At 53.9% G+C, this 16,207-nt stretch carries 15 protein-coding genes; 1 reads left to right on the forward strand and 14 read right to left on the reverse strand.

Features of this window, described 5'->3' with window-relative positions:
- Positions 1-229: 229 nt before the first annotated feature.
- The 9 genes from E4021_RS05735 to E4021_RS05775 all read right to left on the reverse strand — a co-directional run bounded on the left by E4021_RS05735 (position 230) and on the right by E4021_RS05775 (position 9,548).
- A complete protein-coding gene (locus tag E4021_RS05735; protein ID WP_136457303.1) occupies positions 230-406 on the reverse strand; it encodes a Dna2/Cas4 domain-containing protein in 177 nt (58 codons plus the stop codon).
- A 96-nt stretch (positions 407-502) separates the two neighbouring features.
- Positions 503-3,319, reverse strand: coding sequence for a CRISPR-associated helicase Cas3' (gene cas3 / locus E4021_RS05740; RefSeq protein WP_136457305.1), 2,817 nt, complete (start codon positions 3,317-3,319; stop codon positions 503-505).
- 1 nt (position 3,320) lies between these two features.
- Positions 3,321-4,115, reverse strand: a complete 795-nt coding sequence (gene cas5 / locus E4021_RS05745) for a CRISPR-associated protein Cas5 (RefSeq protein ID WP_136457307.1) — start codon at positions 4,113-4,115, stop codon at positions 3,321-3,323.
- A gap of 2 nt (positions 4,116-4,117) precedes the next feature.
- Positions 4,118-5,041 (reverse strand): type I CRISPR-associated protein Cas7, encoded by a 924-nt coding sequence (locus tag E4021_RS05750; RefSeq protein WP_136457309.1) that lies wholly within the window; start codon positions 5,039-5,041, stop codon positions 4,118-4,120.
- Between the two features lie 21 nt (positions 5,042-5,062).
- Positions 5,063-7,051 carry a hypothetical protein gene (locus tag E4021_RS05755; RefSeq protein ID WP_136457311.1) on the reverse strand — a complete coding sequence of 663 codons (1,989 nt, stop codon included), beginning with the start codon at positions 7,049-7,051 and terminating at the stop codon, positions 5,063-5,065.
- 43 nt (positions 7,052-7,094) lie between these two features.
- Positions 7,095-8,036, reverse strand: coding sequence for a helix-turn-helix transcriptional regulator (locus E4021_RS05760; RefSeq protein ID WP_136457313.1), 942 nt, complete (start codon positions 8,034-8,036; stop codon positions 7,095-7,097).
- Between the two features lie 6 nt (positions 8,037-8,042).
- Entirely contained in the window at positions 8,043-8,852 is an 810-nt protein-coding gene (cas6, locus tag E4021_RS05765; protein WP_136457315.1) for a CRISPR-associated endoribonuclease Cas6, read from the reverse strand.
- Between the two features lie 67 nt (positions 8,853-8,919).
- A complete protein-coding gene (locus E4021_RS18670) occupies positions 8,920-9,114 on the reverse strand; it encodes a hypothetical protein (protein ID WP_136457317.1) in 195 nt (64 codons plus the stop codon).
- Between the two features lie 161 nt (positions 9,115-9,275).
- Positions 9,276-9,548: a DDE-type integrase/transposase/recombinase gene (locus tag E4021_RS05775; protein ID WP_136457319.1), complete on the reverse strand. Its 273-nt coding sequence runs from the start codon at positions 9,546-9,548 to the stop codon at positions 9,276-9,278.
- 474 nt (positions 9,549-10,022) lie between these two features.
- On the opposite strand from E4021_RS05775, the gene E4021_RS05780 reads away from it, so the two are divergent.
- Positions 10,023-11,063, forward strand: a complete 1,041-nt coding sequence (locus E4021_RS05780; protein ID WP_136457321.1) for a TlpA disulfide reductase family protein — start codon at positions 10,023-10,025, stop codon at positions 11,061-11,063.
- An 801-nt stretch (positions 11,064-11,864) separates the two neighbouring features.
- Here E4021_RS05780 and E4021_RS05785 read toward each other — a convergent pair.
- The 5 genes from E4021_RS05785 to E4021_RS05805 form a co-directional block, all read right to left on the reverse strand.
- A complete protein-coding gene (locus tag E4021_RS05785; protein WP_136457323.1) occupies positions 11,865-12,413 on the reverse strand; it encodes a gluconate 2-dehydrogenase subunit 3 family protein in 549 nt (182 codons plus the stop codon).
- A 28-nt stretch (positions 12,414-12,441) separates the two neighbouring features.
- Positions 12,442-13,521 (reverse strand): Gfo/Idh/MocA family protein, encoded by a 1,080-nt coding sequence (locus tag E4021_RS05790; RefSeq protein WP_136457325.1) that lies wholly within the window; start codon positions 13,519-13,521, stop codon positions 12,442-12,444.
- Positions 13,522-13,536: 15 nt separating this feature from the next.
- Positions 13,537-15,228 carry a GMC oxidoreductase gene (locus E4021_RS05795; RefSeq protein WP_136457327.1) on the reverse strand — a complete coding sequence of 564 codons (1,692 nt, stop codon included), beginning with the start codon at positions 15,226-15,228 and terminating at the stop codon, positions 13,537-13,539.
- A 350-nt stretch (positions 15,229-15,578) separates the two neighbouring features.
- Entirely contained in the window at positions 15,579-15,776 is a 198-nt protein-coding gene (locus E4021_RS05800; protein ID WP_136457329.1) for a hypothetical protein, read from the reverse strand.
- Positions 15,763-15,981: a hypothetical protein gene (locus E4021_RS05805; RefSeq protein ID WP_136457331.1), complete on the reverse strand. Its 219-nt coding sequence runs from the start codon at positions 15,979-15,981 to the stop codon at positions 15,763-15,765. Before E4021_RS05805 ends, E4021_RS05800 begins: the two co-directional genes overlap by 14 nt.
- Positions 15,982-16,207: the final 226 nt, after the last annotated feature.

Consider the following 16,207-nt stretch of genomic DNA (forward strand, 5'->3'; position numbering starts at 1 on the left):
CTTCGGCCCGCCGTTTGTACTCGCGCACCGTGTTTTTGGACACGCCCAGGCGGGCGGCGGTGGCCTTGATAGAACCCAGCTGGTGCAGGGTCTGGAGAATGCGTCTGATCTGGTCCATGCGCTTGATTGTAGCCACGACGGGAGCGGTTGGTGATCGCTCAAGGTGGCAAAGCGCGCGGCTATCCGCCAGGGGGTCAGACCTCCGGAATGTTTTCCACATTCTGGGGGGTCAAAGCTCCGGAATCAGGGGGTCAAAGGTTTTCGGAATAGGGGGGTCAGACCGATCGGAATATCCAGCGTACACCGCGTCGCTCTCGTGTTCCATCCGGAGTTCGTGGGCGTGCAGCCACAACTGCCGGTGACAGACGTGGTAGAGATTAATTAGCGTCGCGTTGATCGGTCGCATTTGTTGCGGGTTATAGGCGCAGGGGTAGACGGACGGAGAAATGCTTCAGCTCTGCTCTTCCTTCCTTTCACTGCACCTGCGGTCGCGCAAAATTGATTACATAATATTGTTGATTCCTCGGTCGAACTTATCCTGATCCAGCCCATCGGTGAGGCTATAAACTTCTCGGAAGTGTTGTAGATAATGGTAGCCGTAAGCGCTTTTGTCAGTGTCGCAGAACTGAACTAGATGAAATAGCAACTCCTTAGTACTCATCAGGCTGAAGCTGAAGCGGCTCAGGATAGCGGCCATTCGGCGGTAGTTATTCTGGTCGCGGATGAAGTCCCGCTTGCGCTTTTCGTCTTCCACTTCGGGGGGGTGAATGACGTTCAAGTAGGCTGTAAACACCTCCCCCCCGTCCAGAGTATCGCCCGTTACATCCACCCCGAGCCCACCGAGAAAACTGAGCTCATCGGGGGTGAACAATAGATCGATGGAATCCGCCGTACTGCCTGGCACCGCAAATGGAATCCGCAACGGCACGAACACCGTCTCGTTACGGCCCTCGATGAGCTGGAACTCTTCGTGCGCCTTCACAAAATCCAATTCCTGCAAGTGCCGTTCGTAGGTGATGATGTCCTTCAGCCCGGGTGTGTCTTCGAGGCCGTTGATGAAGCCAAAAACGTGCTTGTACAATTCATTAAATGACTTATCTCGTAGTAGCGACTTGTGCAACTCCTGGTGGTTCAAAGAGTCCTGGTTCCGCTTCTTAGCAAGGTGTTGGTATCGAAAGTCATTACCATAGATCACTTTTGGATCGTCACCGCTATAAAAAAGCCACAAGCGACAGCCCTCCTTTTTCACGTTGCGGTTGACGCGCCCTGCCAGCTGCTCGTCGCTGTCCGGCAAACTGACGTGCTTAAAGCCGATGTCCATATCTAAATCGACACCCGCCTCGACGACCTGCGTGGTGATGAGTAGCACCCTACACAACCGCGTCTCGGCCCGCTTCAAGCGGTTAATGATCAGCCGCCGCTGCGGTTCCAAGATCGTCCCGGAAAGCAGGTGTACTTCATCAAAATAATCATCCTGGGCAAACAGGCGCTGGAATTGCGCTGCCGACAGCTTAAAGATGAACTCGACGATGACGAATACCCCTCTTTGGTTCGTACCCCGCCGGTAATTCTCGGCCTGCTCCCGCACGTGGCCGCTGAGGTCCTCCAAACTGATCGTCCGCCGGTTACCCCGCTCATCGTACAGTAGATCAAACTCAAATTGCACCCGCCCGGCAAAATTCGGGTTGCGCAGGTAGCGCTGAGCATCCGAGATCAGTTCGCGGAAACTATACGTTCCTCGGACCTCGCGGGGCAGTAAGGCATCCAACTTCGGTAACGTTGCGCTCATGATGACGAAGCGGCAGTTGAAGTGCCGGCCGAGGTGGTCCAGGTAGCGTGCCACCTTCGCCCAGTGCTTCGGGTCGTAAGCCTGTAGTTCGTCCAGAATCACGACCGAACCGGCCAACCGGTGGTAGACGTAGTTCGGCTCCTTCCAGTGGGTCGTCAGCCAGTTAAAAAAACGGACGTGTGTAACCAGCGCGACCGGGAAGTGGAAGAACAGATAGCGCAGGTGATCTTCCCGCTCGCTGCCGTAGGTGGCGTCCACCTCCGTGCGCTCGCGTTCCTCTTTCACACTTTGGTAGGAGGCCTTTCCGTGAATCTCAGCTACTTCGTGGGCTTCCAGACCGTAGACCTCTTTGAGTGCCCCCAGGGTTTGGGTGGCCAAAGTCGTGAAGGGAAAAACGTAGAGTAATTTGTTCAGGGTAGGATCCCGTTCGAGTAGCCGGGCGGCCACGAGCATGGAGATGTTCGTCTTGCCCCCGCCCGTCGGGGCTTCGAGGTAGTAGATACGATCGTCGGGGTAGCGGTCGAGTGTCCGTAGTGCCTCGACGGCCATTTCCTTGCGCAGCAGGTTCAGGTTGTCGTTCGTCCGTGCGGTGGGGAAGGTCAACTCGAAATCTAGGTCCGCCGCTGCGGCGAAGATGGCGGCGTTGTAGTCGACGGAAGATTTGGCCTTGTCCACGATTTTTTGCCGCAGCGTGTCACCGATGACGCCGAAGTCGTCGAGCGGTGTTTGGTTCATGTAATCGCTGGTCGCCAGGTAATCCGAGGCCGTCAGCAGACTGAAATTGAGCTTGATAAGGGAGTGGAGGGCATAGGGGGCGGGGTTGGCCAATTCAACTAGCTTAAGTACTGTTCCTGTCCATTTATCCCAGCGATTTACTGGCAATGGTGTGGGATCAAAACCGTACAACTCAATAAAGTACTTTACCTGGTTAAACCATTGCGGTTGGTACCACTCCTGCATCTTACGCTTCCCATAATCAGCCAGCTCAAACTGTCCTTTTGCGTGATGCTGGCAGATGGAATACGACAGCCCAAAAGTCAGCTGCATCAATAGGCTTTTCACCTCCCGTTCCGGTTGTCCAAAGGCGTGCGGCAAAAAATAGTGGACGTACAGAAACGCACCCAGTTCGCTGTGTCCCTTCGAAGGGTAGAAAGGCACGGGATGCTCCCCACCGGGCCATTCCAAGTTGCTGAGCGACTGCCTCTGATAATTGGGATTCGTCTTACCGAAGTCGTGAAATGCGAGGGCGGCGACGAAGAGTTTCTTAATGTGTGAACCCACTTCAGTGAACCGCTCGGGCGATAAACCATAGGAGGCTAAAAGTGTGGTGATCAAGTTGTCCACAACCGCTTCCAGATCGTGCGCCTTTGCCAAGTGGCCAAAGTATTTATGGACCAGACGCACATGGTCGGTCAGCGTTTCGTCCTTGACGTTTGCGCGCTGCGAAGTATGACCCAGGTACGTAGGGGTAGCCGCCGTAGCTGGAAGCAAGTCTTCCAACTCGGGAATAATTTCCACAAAAGTTATCATACTAGTTTAGTTGTACGATCCGTCCGTCGCTGAGATGAAACAGGTTCATCAAGTGCGCATCTGAGCCCCAGGTGAAGCTGGTGTAAACGTGTTGCCGTAGCCGGTACTGCCAAAGATCTTCGCGATATTCGGTCGGCAACTCTTCGACATAATAAAACGGTATTTCGTCACTGAAAAAGTCATCCCCGGAGTCCAGCCGAGGAAAGCCACCATCCGGTTCGCGCACCAGCGTGGCTACCCGGTAAGGTTCCGTCGCGGTAAACGCTGTAGCGGCGTGCCGCACCGTCTCCTCCGCCAGCCACCCGGCGGCGAATTCATTCTTACCGAAGTAGGGCAAAAATTCGGCCCGGCCCGTCATGAGCCGTTCGCCAAGTTCGGCTTGCAACCCGTCTTCGTCATCAATCAGCACGTAGCAGGTAAAGGCGGGTCCGACTGTCATCTGCTCCTTCAGAATCCAGTTGCCGCCCTGTTCCTGGCTGGCGTAGCCGACGCCGTTGTTGTACTCGACGGTGGCCGTAGCCCAGGCGGCGGGATTGGGGTCGGCCGGTGCTTGCGTGACGGGATGGGGCGCGGACGCGGGTGCAATGCCGATAGGTAAGGAGCCGAGCTTGTCCAAGTACTCCGGGCGCCGTCCCTTCTTCCGAAATCCATCCAGGCCTAGGATAGCCCCCAGGATACCGAGTAGAGCGGGCCGGTGCAGCATCCCGTAGCCGAAGACGATCCCATCGTTCGTATCCGGTTTACGGAAGAAGCCAAAGTCGGCCCGCAGGGTGAATTCAATAATCGAGCGGGCCATGCTTAAATCAGGTTCTTTAGCTCCGCCCCGGCCGGTAGGTTGATGACCGCAGTGCTGGGCTCATGGTAAACCTCCACACGCTCGATGGCGTCCTTAATGCCTTCCCGCGCCAGGAGGTCCGTTACCAGTTGTAGGTCGATCGTCTCGTCATCGCTTACTTGCACGAGCTCGACGAAGCTGGGTAGGACGAGTTGGGATTTGTCCTTCAGGGTTACCCAGAGCAACAGCGCCGTTTCCGTACCGCTCTTCGCCGTGCTGTCGTAATAAGTCGGCCCCTTACGAACGCCTTCCTTGATCTTTTCGACGTCCTCCCCGGTCAGCCCGGTCGCGCCGATGCCGTCAAGTTGGTAGTGCGCCGTAAGGTTGCTGGGGTTCAGACTGAGGTGGTGGGCGTAGTAGGCGCGGTCGATTTTGTATTGGGTGCCGAGGGTTGTTTGTTCCTTCTTATTCTTACCTTCTTCGTTATTTGCAAATGGCGAGCCAATTTGTTCCGCATACACCTCACTAACTGGGTAGCGGTTTAGCCCATGACTTATTTGCAATGGCCCATGCAGGCTCATGCTCACCCCGTTCTTACTCGCAAATGTTGCTCCGAACGTTCTGACATCGAGGCAGTCTAGAAGATTTTTGATAACCTCGGTTTTAGAAGTCTTCTTCTCAATTTTTGAGAATTTATGTTCATAGCTATCGTCTAATCCAAAAGGTTTGAGATTGTCATCGTAACGCTTCCAGTATAGCACATAGTCGCGCTCACCGGTTAGATGTTGCACCCAGTGGTTGCGGATCAGATACTTCAGTGCCTTGTCTGTCGCGTAAGCCGTGCCATCGGGGAGAGTGCGCGGTCGGTGACTGAAGTCGGCATTGTAATTGGAGTTGACGGCTTTGATAATGGCGCAGCCATAGGCGCGTTGGGAATATTGGTTCATTTTTCTTGGGTATGAATGGGTTTATACTTCGGTAGTCAAGGTATCGCTTGCGTTTAGTAGTCGGTCTTGTTTACGGGCATAGTTGAAGTAACCGGACATTAGCAGCAATTGATTTACTTCATCATCGTTAGCATTTCCAAAGGCAGTTATTTCACCTACCGCAACCTTGAAACGATTACTTTTATGAATGTGACCATATTGGTTCACGAGTTCAAAAAGTGCTTTGGCAAGTTTCTCCGCTGTTCTTATTCGAGTAAACCGTACGAACTCGCTGTGCGGAATATTATCCGTCTGCATTTTGCCAAAGATGTACCGGATAGCTTGCCCCACCAAATAGGAAAACTCATCAGTATTTTCCAGATGAACCGGCTCGTGGTCATTCGATCGATCGACAACGCGCCGAAGCCGATCAGGTAGCTCGCGGATTGTTTGCTTCATAGTATTGGATGTTTGGTAGTCTCCATCAAAATGCGAAAAGAGACTAATTAAAATGTTTAGTTTGAGACGAATTTCAGCTTCTACTATTGTAGGATATGAAGCCGAACCATGTTGGTTAATCGAATACCGAATACTCGCTTGCATGATCTTCCGGAAAGCCGCTGCGGAGATCTGCCCCCGCTGCCCTTTATAGATGAAGTCGTAAAAACCCTGCCGGTAGGCCGCCACGGAGGCCATCACGCCGTCTTTCCCCGCCTTATTACTGAGTTCCGAAAACCACCGGCGGTCGACGATCTTGCGAAAGGCCTCCTTGCCTTTGCCGGGGGTAATCTTTACGATTAATTCATTGTCAAAAATGACCGGCAATAAATTGTCCTCCAGATCAAAAACGTTATTCAGCGGGCCGTAGCGGAAGCCCGTTCCTCCCTCTCCGGTTTGCGTCTCGGGCAGCAGGGGCTCGATACGCCAACCGGAATGGGAATCCGTGGTCAGCTCGTGGGAGTAGCGCGCCACCCGACCCCAGTCGAGGATCATTCCCCCAACGTAGTAAAACAAGACAAACTGCGCACGCCGCTCCGCCCCGAGTTTGAGGATGGATTTAATGACGTCCCGGTGTCGGTCGTCGCTTTTCTTACCGTACTCGCGTTGGACGAGCTCATCAAACTTCCGGTTCAGCGTTTCGGCCTGAGGGCCAACGAAGACTGGCAGCGGATTAGGAAAAATTCCTCGATTCATCAACTCTTTAAACTGAATCAAAAGCACCGCATCATATACATCCACTTTTTTCCCTAAAGTCATGGGTGCCGTGATGTGCTTCAAGAAGGCTTTGTTATCGTTATAGGAGTTATATAGCGCTGGCGGTCCGATGTTATTCATTAGATTGTCCGTGACAGTCTCCACCAAATGGTCAGCAACAAAACCTTTTATAGAGATATATGACAGGTACGATTCTTCCAAATCGGATAACTCAACACCTAAATAAAATATAACATAGTCTTCATCGTATACAGATTGATATGCATCCAAACTTTCAAGGAAGTCAATTAAGTTTTTTTCATCTTTTAAAAAATTCTCAAAAACTTCAACTTCTTGTTTCAACACATGGGACATATGTGTTTTAGCGGCTGAAAAAAAGTTGTCAAATCTATCAAAAATAGTGCGCTTGCTTTTTTCGTACTTGTAGCCTGAAATTTTCGTTTTCCCTCTGCCCGAAGGTTTTTTACACGGTAGCGATTTTCGCTTGACTGCAAGTGTGTAAGGGGATATTGAAGACACCCCCTTTGTTGGACAGTCATATGATTTATTCATATCATTCTTCTTGCCCAGGTCTGGAAACCAAGAAAGCTGTCTTCTTATCTCGCAGTCCTGCATGAAGTCCGAAACCTTCGTGCCGGAGCGATACAACTCAAACTCAACTTCATCTCGACGCCACTTTTTAAATGGTGATCTTCCTTCAGAATTCCTGACTAGAGGCAGTTTGATGTGCAATCCGGGTTTTGGTTTTATACCTAGGGTCTTTATATCTGGACTACCCAGTTGTCGTCTTGTAAATCTAGTTAGTTGCTCTATCATGGTTCATTTTGTTGGTCCAAAGGTGGCGGCAAAGGGCACGCAACTACTGCCCTCCCCCTAAATTCCCCAAAAATTTCTCCCCCGCCAACCGCAAATGCTCCACCAATTCCTGGGGCTCAACGACCTCGGTAACCTGGTGGTAATTGCCCATCACGAAGTTCGTTAACCCGATAAAGCGGTGGTTGACGCGAGCCTCGAACACGTATTCGTCCGCGGTATCCCCGCTGGGCGTGAGGTAGGCTTTGGACAGGGGGAACTGCTCCACTAAAGCATTGTAGCCACCTACTTTCAGGCGCAGGTACACCGGAACGGTCCGGTTATCCACCACCCGGAACACGTCGCTGGTGTGTACGTGGTGCTTACCGGCGTTCGCCCAGGCCCGGTCGGTAGTCTCAACGCGGGCGAAGCGGGTCATCTTGAAGTGCCGGATGGCGTTCCGGTCCAGGTCGTAGGCGTGCAGTAAATCTTCCGAGGGTTCCAGGTGAAAGGGTTCGACGCTGCGGTCCATAACTTGGTCGGAGTTACTGGAACGGTAATCCCGCAGGATGACAACGCGCTCGTCGACAATCGCCGTTTTTAAGGCCTCGACCTTGGTAAGGTAGGGGGCGCCCAGGTAGGCGTGGCCTAGTTTGCGGTAGTCGTACAGCGACGCAAGCTTCTTCTTCAGGCGCTCCGCCCGCTTCCCGTTACGGTCGATCTGGTCGATGGCGGCGTAGAGTAGCTGCTGGTCCTCCGGCCCGAAGTGCAGCAGGTCGCGCAGTTGGCGGTAAGGCTGATTAATCCGAAAGTGGTAACGGTAGCGATTGTCCTGTTCGAGGATGAACCCGGCATTGCGAATGGCGATTACGTCGCGTTTGATGGTGTCCTCGGACACGTCAAACTGCCCCGCCAATTGACGCTTGGTCAGTCCGTGAGGGCGGTCCAGCAGCGCGACGAGCATCCTGAGGATACGCAAGCGCGTACCATGGTCGTGAGGGACGTTCATAATTACTCAAATTTTCTTGCCTAACCCAAACCCCTGCGCATTCTGCCCGCCCCAGCCTACGGTATACCCTAAATACTGAATAGTAGGAGGCGCGGTAAGTTCGAAGTCATATTGGTAACCAATAATACGTGTCTCGCCGGGGCGCCCCTTCTTAATGATTCGGGGTTTACGCCGTACATTGGAAGGTGGTGTTAATAGACGAAAAGCTATTTGTGAATCACCTATGTCATCGACCAATCCGTGTTCAGTTGCCGCTCGGTACTTACGTTTCAGATTTTTGATAAAGTAATGGGTATATTCTTCATGAGTGGGTGACAAGTGGTCACTAGATAATCGCTCATCCCCCCCTTCTACGGGTTTACTGACATAGACAGGTGTGATCAATCTGAACCTAGCACTGGGACTGTCAAAATTAACTTCTGGAAGCACCTCCACACCCGTTACTTTCAAGTCTAATACACCATCTTCATTACCTATGCCGAACTGACTGTTCATGAAGGCACCAACTATAAAGTACTGTGCCGCACGATCAAGTAGGAATGATACTTCAAAACTTACTTTGCGGGCAAATACCTGAATACGGTGGCCTGAGAATTTCGACCACTTCTTTGGAACGTACAGATTAGAAAAGCAGAAGAATCGGAATACTTTATTAGGTTCACCATCAAAGGAAAATCCCCGCTCATGAAGCATTTGCGCAAATTCAGGGTCAGCATCCGCTAGTCTATGGTAGATATAGCTACTCAGCTCATATTGATGATTGAGAGAAATATACTGACCAGGTCGAAGTACATCACAGGTGATTTTTAAACGCATACTAGTGTGTGTGGCGGTGTATCAGATAAGGATGGACTAAGTTAAAAAGGGCAGTTGAACAGAAGCGCTATTTTAATAGCGACCAAACTTCCAAAACACGCTCATCTACCCCGACTGCGCTACCGGTAACATAGTCAAGAACGGCAAAACCTATTACGGCAAACAGAATCACAAGTGCAAGGACTCCGGACGCCAGTTTGTTGCCTACAATCAACACACCATCACCGAAAAGAGAATATAGTGCCTCGGGTTTTCCTACCATGGGCCAAGTTAGTTAATTCAAAGTTAGGCGGCGTTTCGGTACCGCTGGATAGGTTTTACTCGGTCGATCCCCTGGTGATCCCGGTGGTGGAAGCGATGCAGCCACTCCTCGATTCACTGGTAAAGCTGGCGGCCGGCGTCGGCCGGATTCAGGAAGATATGTTAATAATTAATTGCACCCCAGAAGCGCTCGATATAGACCTTGTCCAGCGCTCTCCCCTTTCCGTACATGCTGATGGCGATGCCCTGCTCTTTAAGATAATTGACGTATTCTGTACAGGTAAACTGGCTGCCCTGTTCGTAGTTCAGGATCTCGGGGGTGCCGTGCTCGGCTACCGTCTGGCGGATCACCCACAGGCTTGCTTCCGCCGCCAGGTTGTTCGCCAATCCCCAGATCACGATATAGCGCAAATTCACGTCGATAATGGCCGTCAGTCCTGGCCAGGTTCAGGAAGTTACCGTGCACTTCGACCATTCTTTTTTTCCCGGTCTTGCCCCCGGATGACGAAGTGGTCGACCTGGATCCGGCCCCACCGCAGCTGAAGATTGTCCCCATCCGGAGGCCGAAGTAAATCCCGGCGCCGATCAACAGGGCGGTGTTGTAGCGGCGGTCGGCCATCAGGCCCTTTATGAGGGTGTTGGCCTGGGTCCACCGGAGGGGGGCGGTGGCGCTTTTGCGTCTCGGTTTTGCCATCCTCTTAAGGGAAGGCCGGGAGGTTACAGAAACCGCCGGTCAGGCATGGAAACGTAACCTAAAAATCAAACAGCCGGACACTGTTTCGCTTAACTATCTGATCACCAGTAAAGTAAGTGATTTTGCTAGGTTATACTTCTACACGAAGAGCAACCTACTATAGGGCATCTCCACAGGCATACCCTATCTTGTATTCTCACCCTCTCTCACCTTCCATGCGTGCGCCAATTTTTATATCTCTGCTAGCGCTCCCCATCACCAGCTGTATTTCCACTGAAGGTGAGGAGTATACCAACAAGAGCTTTTACATAAACGGAGAGGTCTCCGGTAGCTACTCCGACTGGATCTATTTGTTTTATGAAGATGTCAAGGATAGCATTCGCGTGAAAGACGGCCAGTTTTTCTTCACGGGCAAGCTCGACCATCCGGTACAGGCCTCCATCGTTCTAGCGGGCACCTCCACCTTGACCCGGATCTACCTGGATGGGGGGGACAAAGTTGAGGTCACAGCCGATTATCAACTGCAGGGCGAGGAACCTAGTACGGTCAATACCCTGCAGAACGTAATCATCTCCGGCTCCGCATCACAGAATCTTTATACTTCGATGCGGACGCGCTACATCGAGCTATCAAAAGCCGATAGTACCGGGCAACAAGTGTACGAACTCATGGCCCATCTGATCGATTCGACTGGTTCCCATCCGGCGGTTGGTACTCAGTTAGCTTCGGCGGCCATCTCTCCCGATGGGCTGACGGCGGCTCACCTCGACTCCCTGTACACCCGATTTGACACGACGCGCATGGATGCGCAGGCCAAACAGGTGTACGCAGTTGGGATGGCCAATCGTATCCGCTACACAATCGGGGACACTTTCCCGGATATACCCATCCAACGTCCCGACGGCACGCCAGCCTATCTTTCCGAGCTTCGTGGATTGCACGTTTATGTAGACTTCTGGGCTTCCTGGTGCACGCCATGCCGGCAGCAGCACCCCCGATTGTGGGAGATCGCGGATAAAATAGCGAATAGCAGTTTGGCGATCGTGAGTATCTCCATCGATCAGGACCGGGAGAAATGGCTTCGTGCTTCGGAGGAAGATAACGTAAGCTGGTCCAGCTACTGGGACGCTGAACATCGCCTAGAGGAGGATATGATAATCAAGGCAATCCCGAAGTCCTATGTACTGAACGAGTACGGTATAATCGTGGCGATTGATCCGGAAATTGAAGATTATCACGGGTGGACTGGTCTGTGATAGCGTATCACTTGACCTACTATCGTTTTCACCATTTGCCTTGATGTGCGTCAACAAACTGCCAAGCAGAAAAATTGCTGCAACACTATTACCATAAGTGTTGCAGGATTCGCCCCTCCCCTACCCCCAAGACCTAGCAAACTCCCCGTCAGTACATTATACTATCCGAAGAATCTGAAACACTACTAATGAAGTGTTCCCCATGCGCATCCGACACCGCGACAAGGCTTAGTGCCCGCAACCAGGGCACTCTTTCCGCTTCTGTACAACAAAAGCGGAAATCAACTCCCCTCTACCCCCGCCCAAAATGATCACTTCTCGGTACAGATTGGCTTGTTTCGACGGAGTTGGTTTCGTGTTTTGTAATTGGAAATGAAAAAACGCCCCCTTTCTGCTGAACTCAAGGGCCCAATAAATGGCGAGCGCAAGACCTCGATCGCAAGGACCGCCGCGCCTTACTAACCGCCACCCAGCGGCAGGAAGCTGCTACCGGGGTACTACTGCCAATTGTTTATCGTGCTGGGTGCCGCAGTTTCCCCCCTCCGCCACCCATGACATTAGGGCGGGGTAGGTTCGCATATTCTTTGTTGAATTAACTAACACAATCCACGTCTATTCCCGCTCTTCTCCCCATTCCTGCCGGGCTGCAAGCCCGACGGCCCGCGACGCGTACGGCCACCATCCACCTTGCCCGGCACCTGCGCGCCGACGCCCCGGTGTCGGTTGATGATGGTCGCTTGGCAGGGCCGCCCGTAGGTACTGCGGACTGAGCTGGACCTGCTGCCTTGTGTTTCGCGGCATTCAGGCCCAGGCGTTTTCACCGTCGTAAGGAATACATCCTTCGTAGCGGCCCGGGACGGGGTTGAAGCGGAGGGTTTCGGTAACGCCCGCCTCCGAAGTAAAGTAACCCCAAATCGTCAGCTCCTTCATCATGGTGAAGAAGTGCGGCTCCCCCTGCCCCTTCCCCCGCCGTGCCTCGGCATCGAACCCCTTCAGTAGATCTGTTTTTTGGGTTGCCGTCAATGCGGCGAACCCTCGTCCGAAGGTCTTACTGGCCGCTTCGTTGAGGGTGGACAGGCCGGCTACGAAGATTTCGGTCTCCCGCTCGTCGTAACAATCGTTGACGATGGTCACCATAAAACTCCCTACCCCGGCGGCTTTCGCACCCGGCGACTGCTCCGTATCCGGCAGGATGGTTTCCCCGATCTCGTCCAGCAGGGCGGCATCCTTCGCGGTCAATGCGCTTTGTCCTTCGTTCTCCCGCGCACATCCCGACAGAAATACCTGGCTGCCGATGAGGGTCCCCCCCAGTATCGTTGCCGTAAGTGCCAGTGCTTCTCTTCTGTCCATGGGTTCGTTCTTTGCGCAGGGCCGGCAATTATTGTTTCCAAAGTTTGTACGGTCGGTCTACCTCGGTGGTGAACGGTAGCATCACCTTTCTCCCCGTACCCGCTGATGCATACGCGGCGAAGATCACTTCCAGTACGGCCTTTCCATCTTCTCCGGTCACGAGGGGCTTCCGGTCGTTCTTCACGCAATCGACGAAATGCTCAAATTCCTGGGGGAAGCCGTAGTTCCAGATCTCTTCGTACATCGTATAGCTCCAGCCCACGGTATGCCCCGCTTTTTCTACCGCGTAGCCTACTCCGGTACTGCTGTAGGTCTTTATAGAATTGCCCTGGAGAACGTCGGCGTAAGCTACTCCCCCTGACCCGTGTATTTCCGCCCGGTCGTCCATACCGCCCGGTTTCGTCCAGCTTTCTTCCATTACCGCTACCACGCCGTCCTCGAATTCGAGGATTACGATAGCATTGTCGTCACCGAGGGTCTTATCCTGGTGTACGCTCGTCATCATTTGGGCGTAGACGGACTTGATGGCCTTGCCGGGGTGCAGCCACCGGAAGAACTGTACGGCATGACACCCCATGTCCATAGTAACCCCACCCCCGGAAAGATTTACGTCCCAAAAATGATCCGCGTGGGGACCGTCGTGTTTTTCGGATTGCTTGAAGAGTACCGGCCGCCCCAGGGCTCCCTCGTCCAGCAGTCCCTTCAGGCGAACGTACTTGGGGGTAAAGCAGAGTTCTTCCGCGTACATCAGCTTGACGTTCGCCCTATGGCACGCTTCGATCATCCGATCCGCCTCTTGCAAGTTCAGACAAAGCGGCTTTTCCACTACCACGTGCTTGCCTGCTTTGGCCGCTTTAAGGGTAATGTCGCAATGCAGGTGATTCGGGGCCCCGATTACTACCATATCCAGGTCGGGCAGCGCCAGCATCCGGTCCAGGTCGGTGAAACTGCGGGGGATGTTGAATTTCTCCGCGAACGCCCTGGCGTGGCCCTCGGTGGGCGACATCACCGCCACGATCTCCGCATCCGCTACCCTGCCCAGCGCTTCGGCGTGGATGGTCGATATGAACTGCGAGCCTACCAGGCCCACCTTTACCTTGTCGTTCATAGTGAAGGGGATGGGTTACAAGATTCCGCGTCTGAATTGATCGGCCGCATACGTCGCGGCGCGGGCCGTGAGCGCCATATACAAAATGGACGGGCTCTGATTTCCCGTACTCGTCATACAGGCCCCGTCGGTCACGAAGACGTTCCGGCATTCGTGTAACTGGTTGTGTTCGTTGAGGAGGGAGGTGCGCGGGTCCTTGCCCATTCTTACGCCTCCCATTTCGTGAATATCCAGGCCGGGTGCCTGCTCGTTGTCGTAGGAATACAGATCCGTACAGCCCATCTTCTCCAGCATCTTGCGGCTTTCCTCCAGGAAATCGGCAATCATCTTTTCGTCGTTCTCGTCGTACCCCACTTCCGTGACCAGCAGGGGAATGCCCCAATCGTCGGTCTGCTCCTTACTCAGGTATACCCGGTTCGACGCTTTGGGGATGGTTTCCCCCTGCATGTACATGTAGATCCGCCAGTCGCCGGGTTTGCTGAGCCGGTGCTTGAAGTCCGCCCCAAGTTGCGGGAGTCCGTCTGCAACCTTTTCCGCCCGGTTGCGGTAGGCGCCGGTGAAGATCGTATAGCCGCCCATAAAGTCGGCATCTCTCTCCCCCAGGTTCCGGTAGTTAGCGATGATGCATTCCGTAGGCCGCGACCCGTAATAATACTTATCCCGATACCCGGGCATGGTACCGCCCGCCCCCGCCCGGTAGTTATGGAAAGCAACGTACCTGCCCAGTAGATCGTGATCGTTGCCCAGGCCGTCGGGGAAGCGGTCAGACCGGGAGTTGAGCAGGATCAGGTTGGTATTCAGGGCGGATGCCGTCACGAAGATGATCCGCGCCCGGAAGGTAATTTCCTCCTTCGTATTCGTGTCAATGACCTTGACCCCCGAGGCTTTGCCCGTGGCCTCGTCGTATAGAATGGAGTGGACTACGGAAAACGGCCGCAAGGTCAGGTTGCCGGTCTTCTCCGCCCAGGGCAGGGTCGAGGCATTGGTACTGAAGTACCCCCCGTACGGGCAGCCCCGCATGCACAGGTTGCGGCACTGGCACTGCCCACGCCCCTGCTGAAGATGGATTTCCTGCGGAACGGTCACCTGCGCCCACCGGCCCTGAACCAGGTGCCGGCCCGGAAAATGGTCGCGGAGGGTATCACGCATGTGTTCCTCTACGCAGTTCAGTTCGAAGGGCGGCAGAAATTCTCCGTCCGGCATGGCTTCCAGGCCGTCGTCGTTGCCGCACACGCCAATAAAGCGCTCGACGTGGGCATACCAGGGGGCCACGTCTTCGTAGCCGATGGGCCATTCTATTCCGTAACCGTGCTTTTTCGGGGCCTGAAATTCGTACGCGCTCCACCGCTGACAAGCCCGTCCCCACGTAAGCGACTTTCCGCCTACCTGGTAGCCGCGGATCCAGTCGAAGGGCTTTTCCTGGATGTAGGGGTGATCGGCGTCCCTGATGAAAAAGTGTGCCGTATCCTCTCCGAACCCCGCGGCTTTGGAGATCAAGGGATTCTCTTCGTAGAACGCCTTCGTCATCTGCCCCCGGTGCTCGAATTCCCAGGGGTTCATTGTCATTGTCGGATAGTCCTTAATGTGCCGTACATCCCTTCCCCTCTCCAGCACCAGGGTTTCTAACCCCTGCTCGCACAGCTCCTTGGCCGCCCAGCCGCCCGCTATGCCCGAACCGACGACAATCGCATCAAATTCAGTTCTCATAAGCCTTTCCCTTACGTCTGCCGCATTCTTCCCATGCCGGAACTTCGGGCTTTAAGCTAAGCTTTTTCCGTAAGTAAAGTCCGCTTTATTGCCCTTTTCCGCTGTCGATCGGCCCGTACCTGTTGGTGGCGCTCTCGTCTTCCGTTTCCAGCTAAAGGCTTAAAAATTCTCGGAATCGGAACCCGCCACCACGGACTCGATGCCACCGGATGGCGTAGGTGTCCGGTACCGTGACCAGTCGGATGGTGCCCCGATCCGCTGCCTTGCTGCCCAATCTTGAGCGGAATGGTGCGGATCACGGTTGTAGGGGGATGTTTTACCACGCCCCGGCACCCGCGCTCCGCCGCCCCCTATCCTTCTTTTTTGGCGAACCGGCCGCGTAATCCGAGGGCCAGCCCCAGGCAGACCACGATCAGCACCACGTTGTAGTACCAGGGCATGTTGCCCCCGAACACGCCGTACTTGAGGCCAAAGTAGCTGCCGAAGTAGACGAGGCTCATGAGTAGGAAGAGACCGATGCCGGGCTTGTCCTTTCTAATCGGTTCCATGCGGGGGGTATTTTTTGAGGTCGCGGCGGCGATACTGCCACAGGGCCACCTCGGCCAGGATCACCGCGACAATGAGCGCGACCCACTGCTGCTGGCTCATCTCGTTGCCGAAGACGAGGTACTTTACCACGAAGTAGACCAGAACGGGCACCCAGGCCAGGGCGGCGTGAAATTTGCTCCTGTGGCGCTGGCGGTTGTCTTCCATGGGGGGCAAAAATAAAGAGACCCAGGCAAATTGCCCGGGTCCTTAGTTATACGACTGTGTTGTCCACAGCGTCTCTCATGAAAAATAAACCTAATTCTTTGTTCCTTGCGCCTGTGGGGCTTAGAACTACCGCTAAGATACGGTCTTTTCTTTTTATCGTATTTGGCATTTTATGCTACAGCATACATGCCAGATTATCGAATATCAATAAGGCTGTCGTTTTCGG

It is taken from the genome of Neolewinella litorea, assembly GCF_004803465.1.
Taxonomy (GTDB): Bacteria; Bacteroidota; Bacteroidia; order Chitinophagales; family Saprospiraceae; genus Neolewinella; species Neolewinella litorea.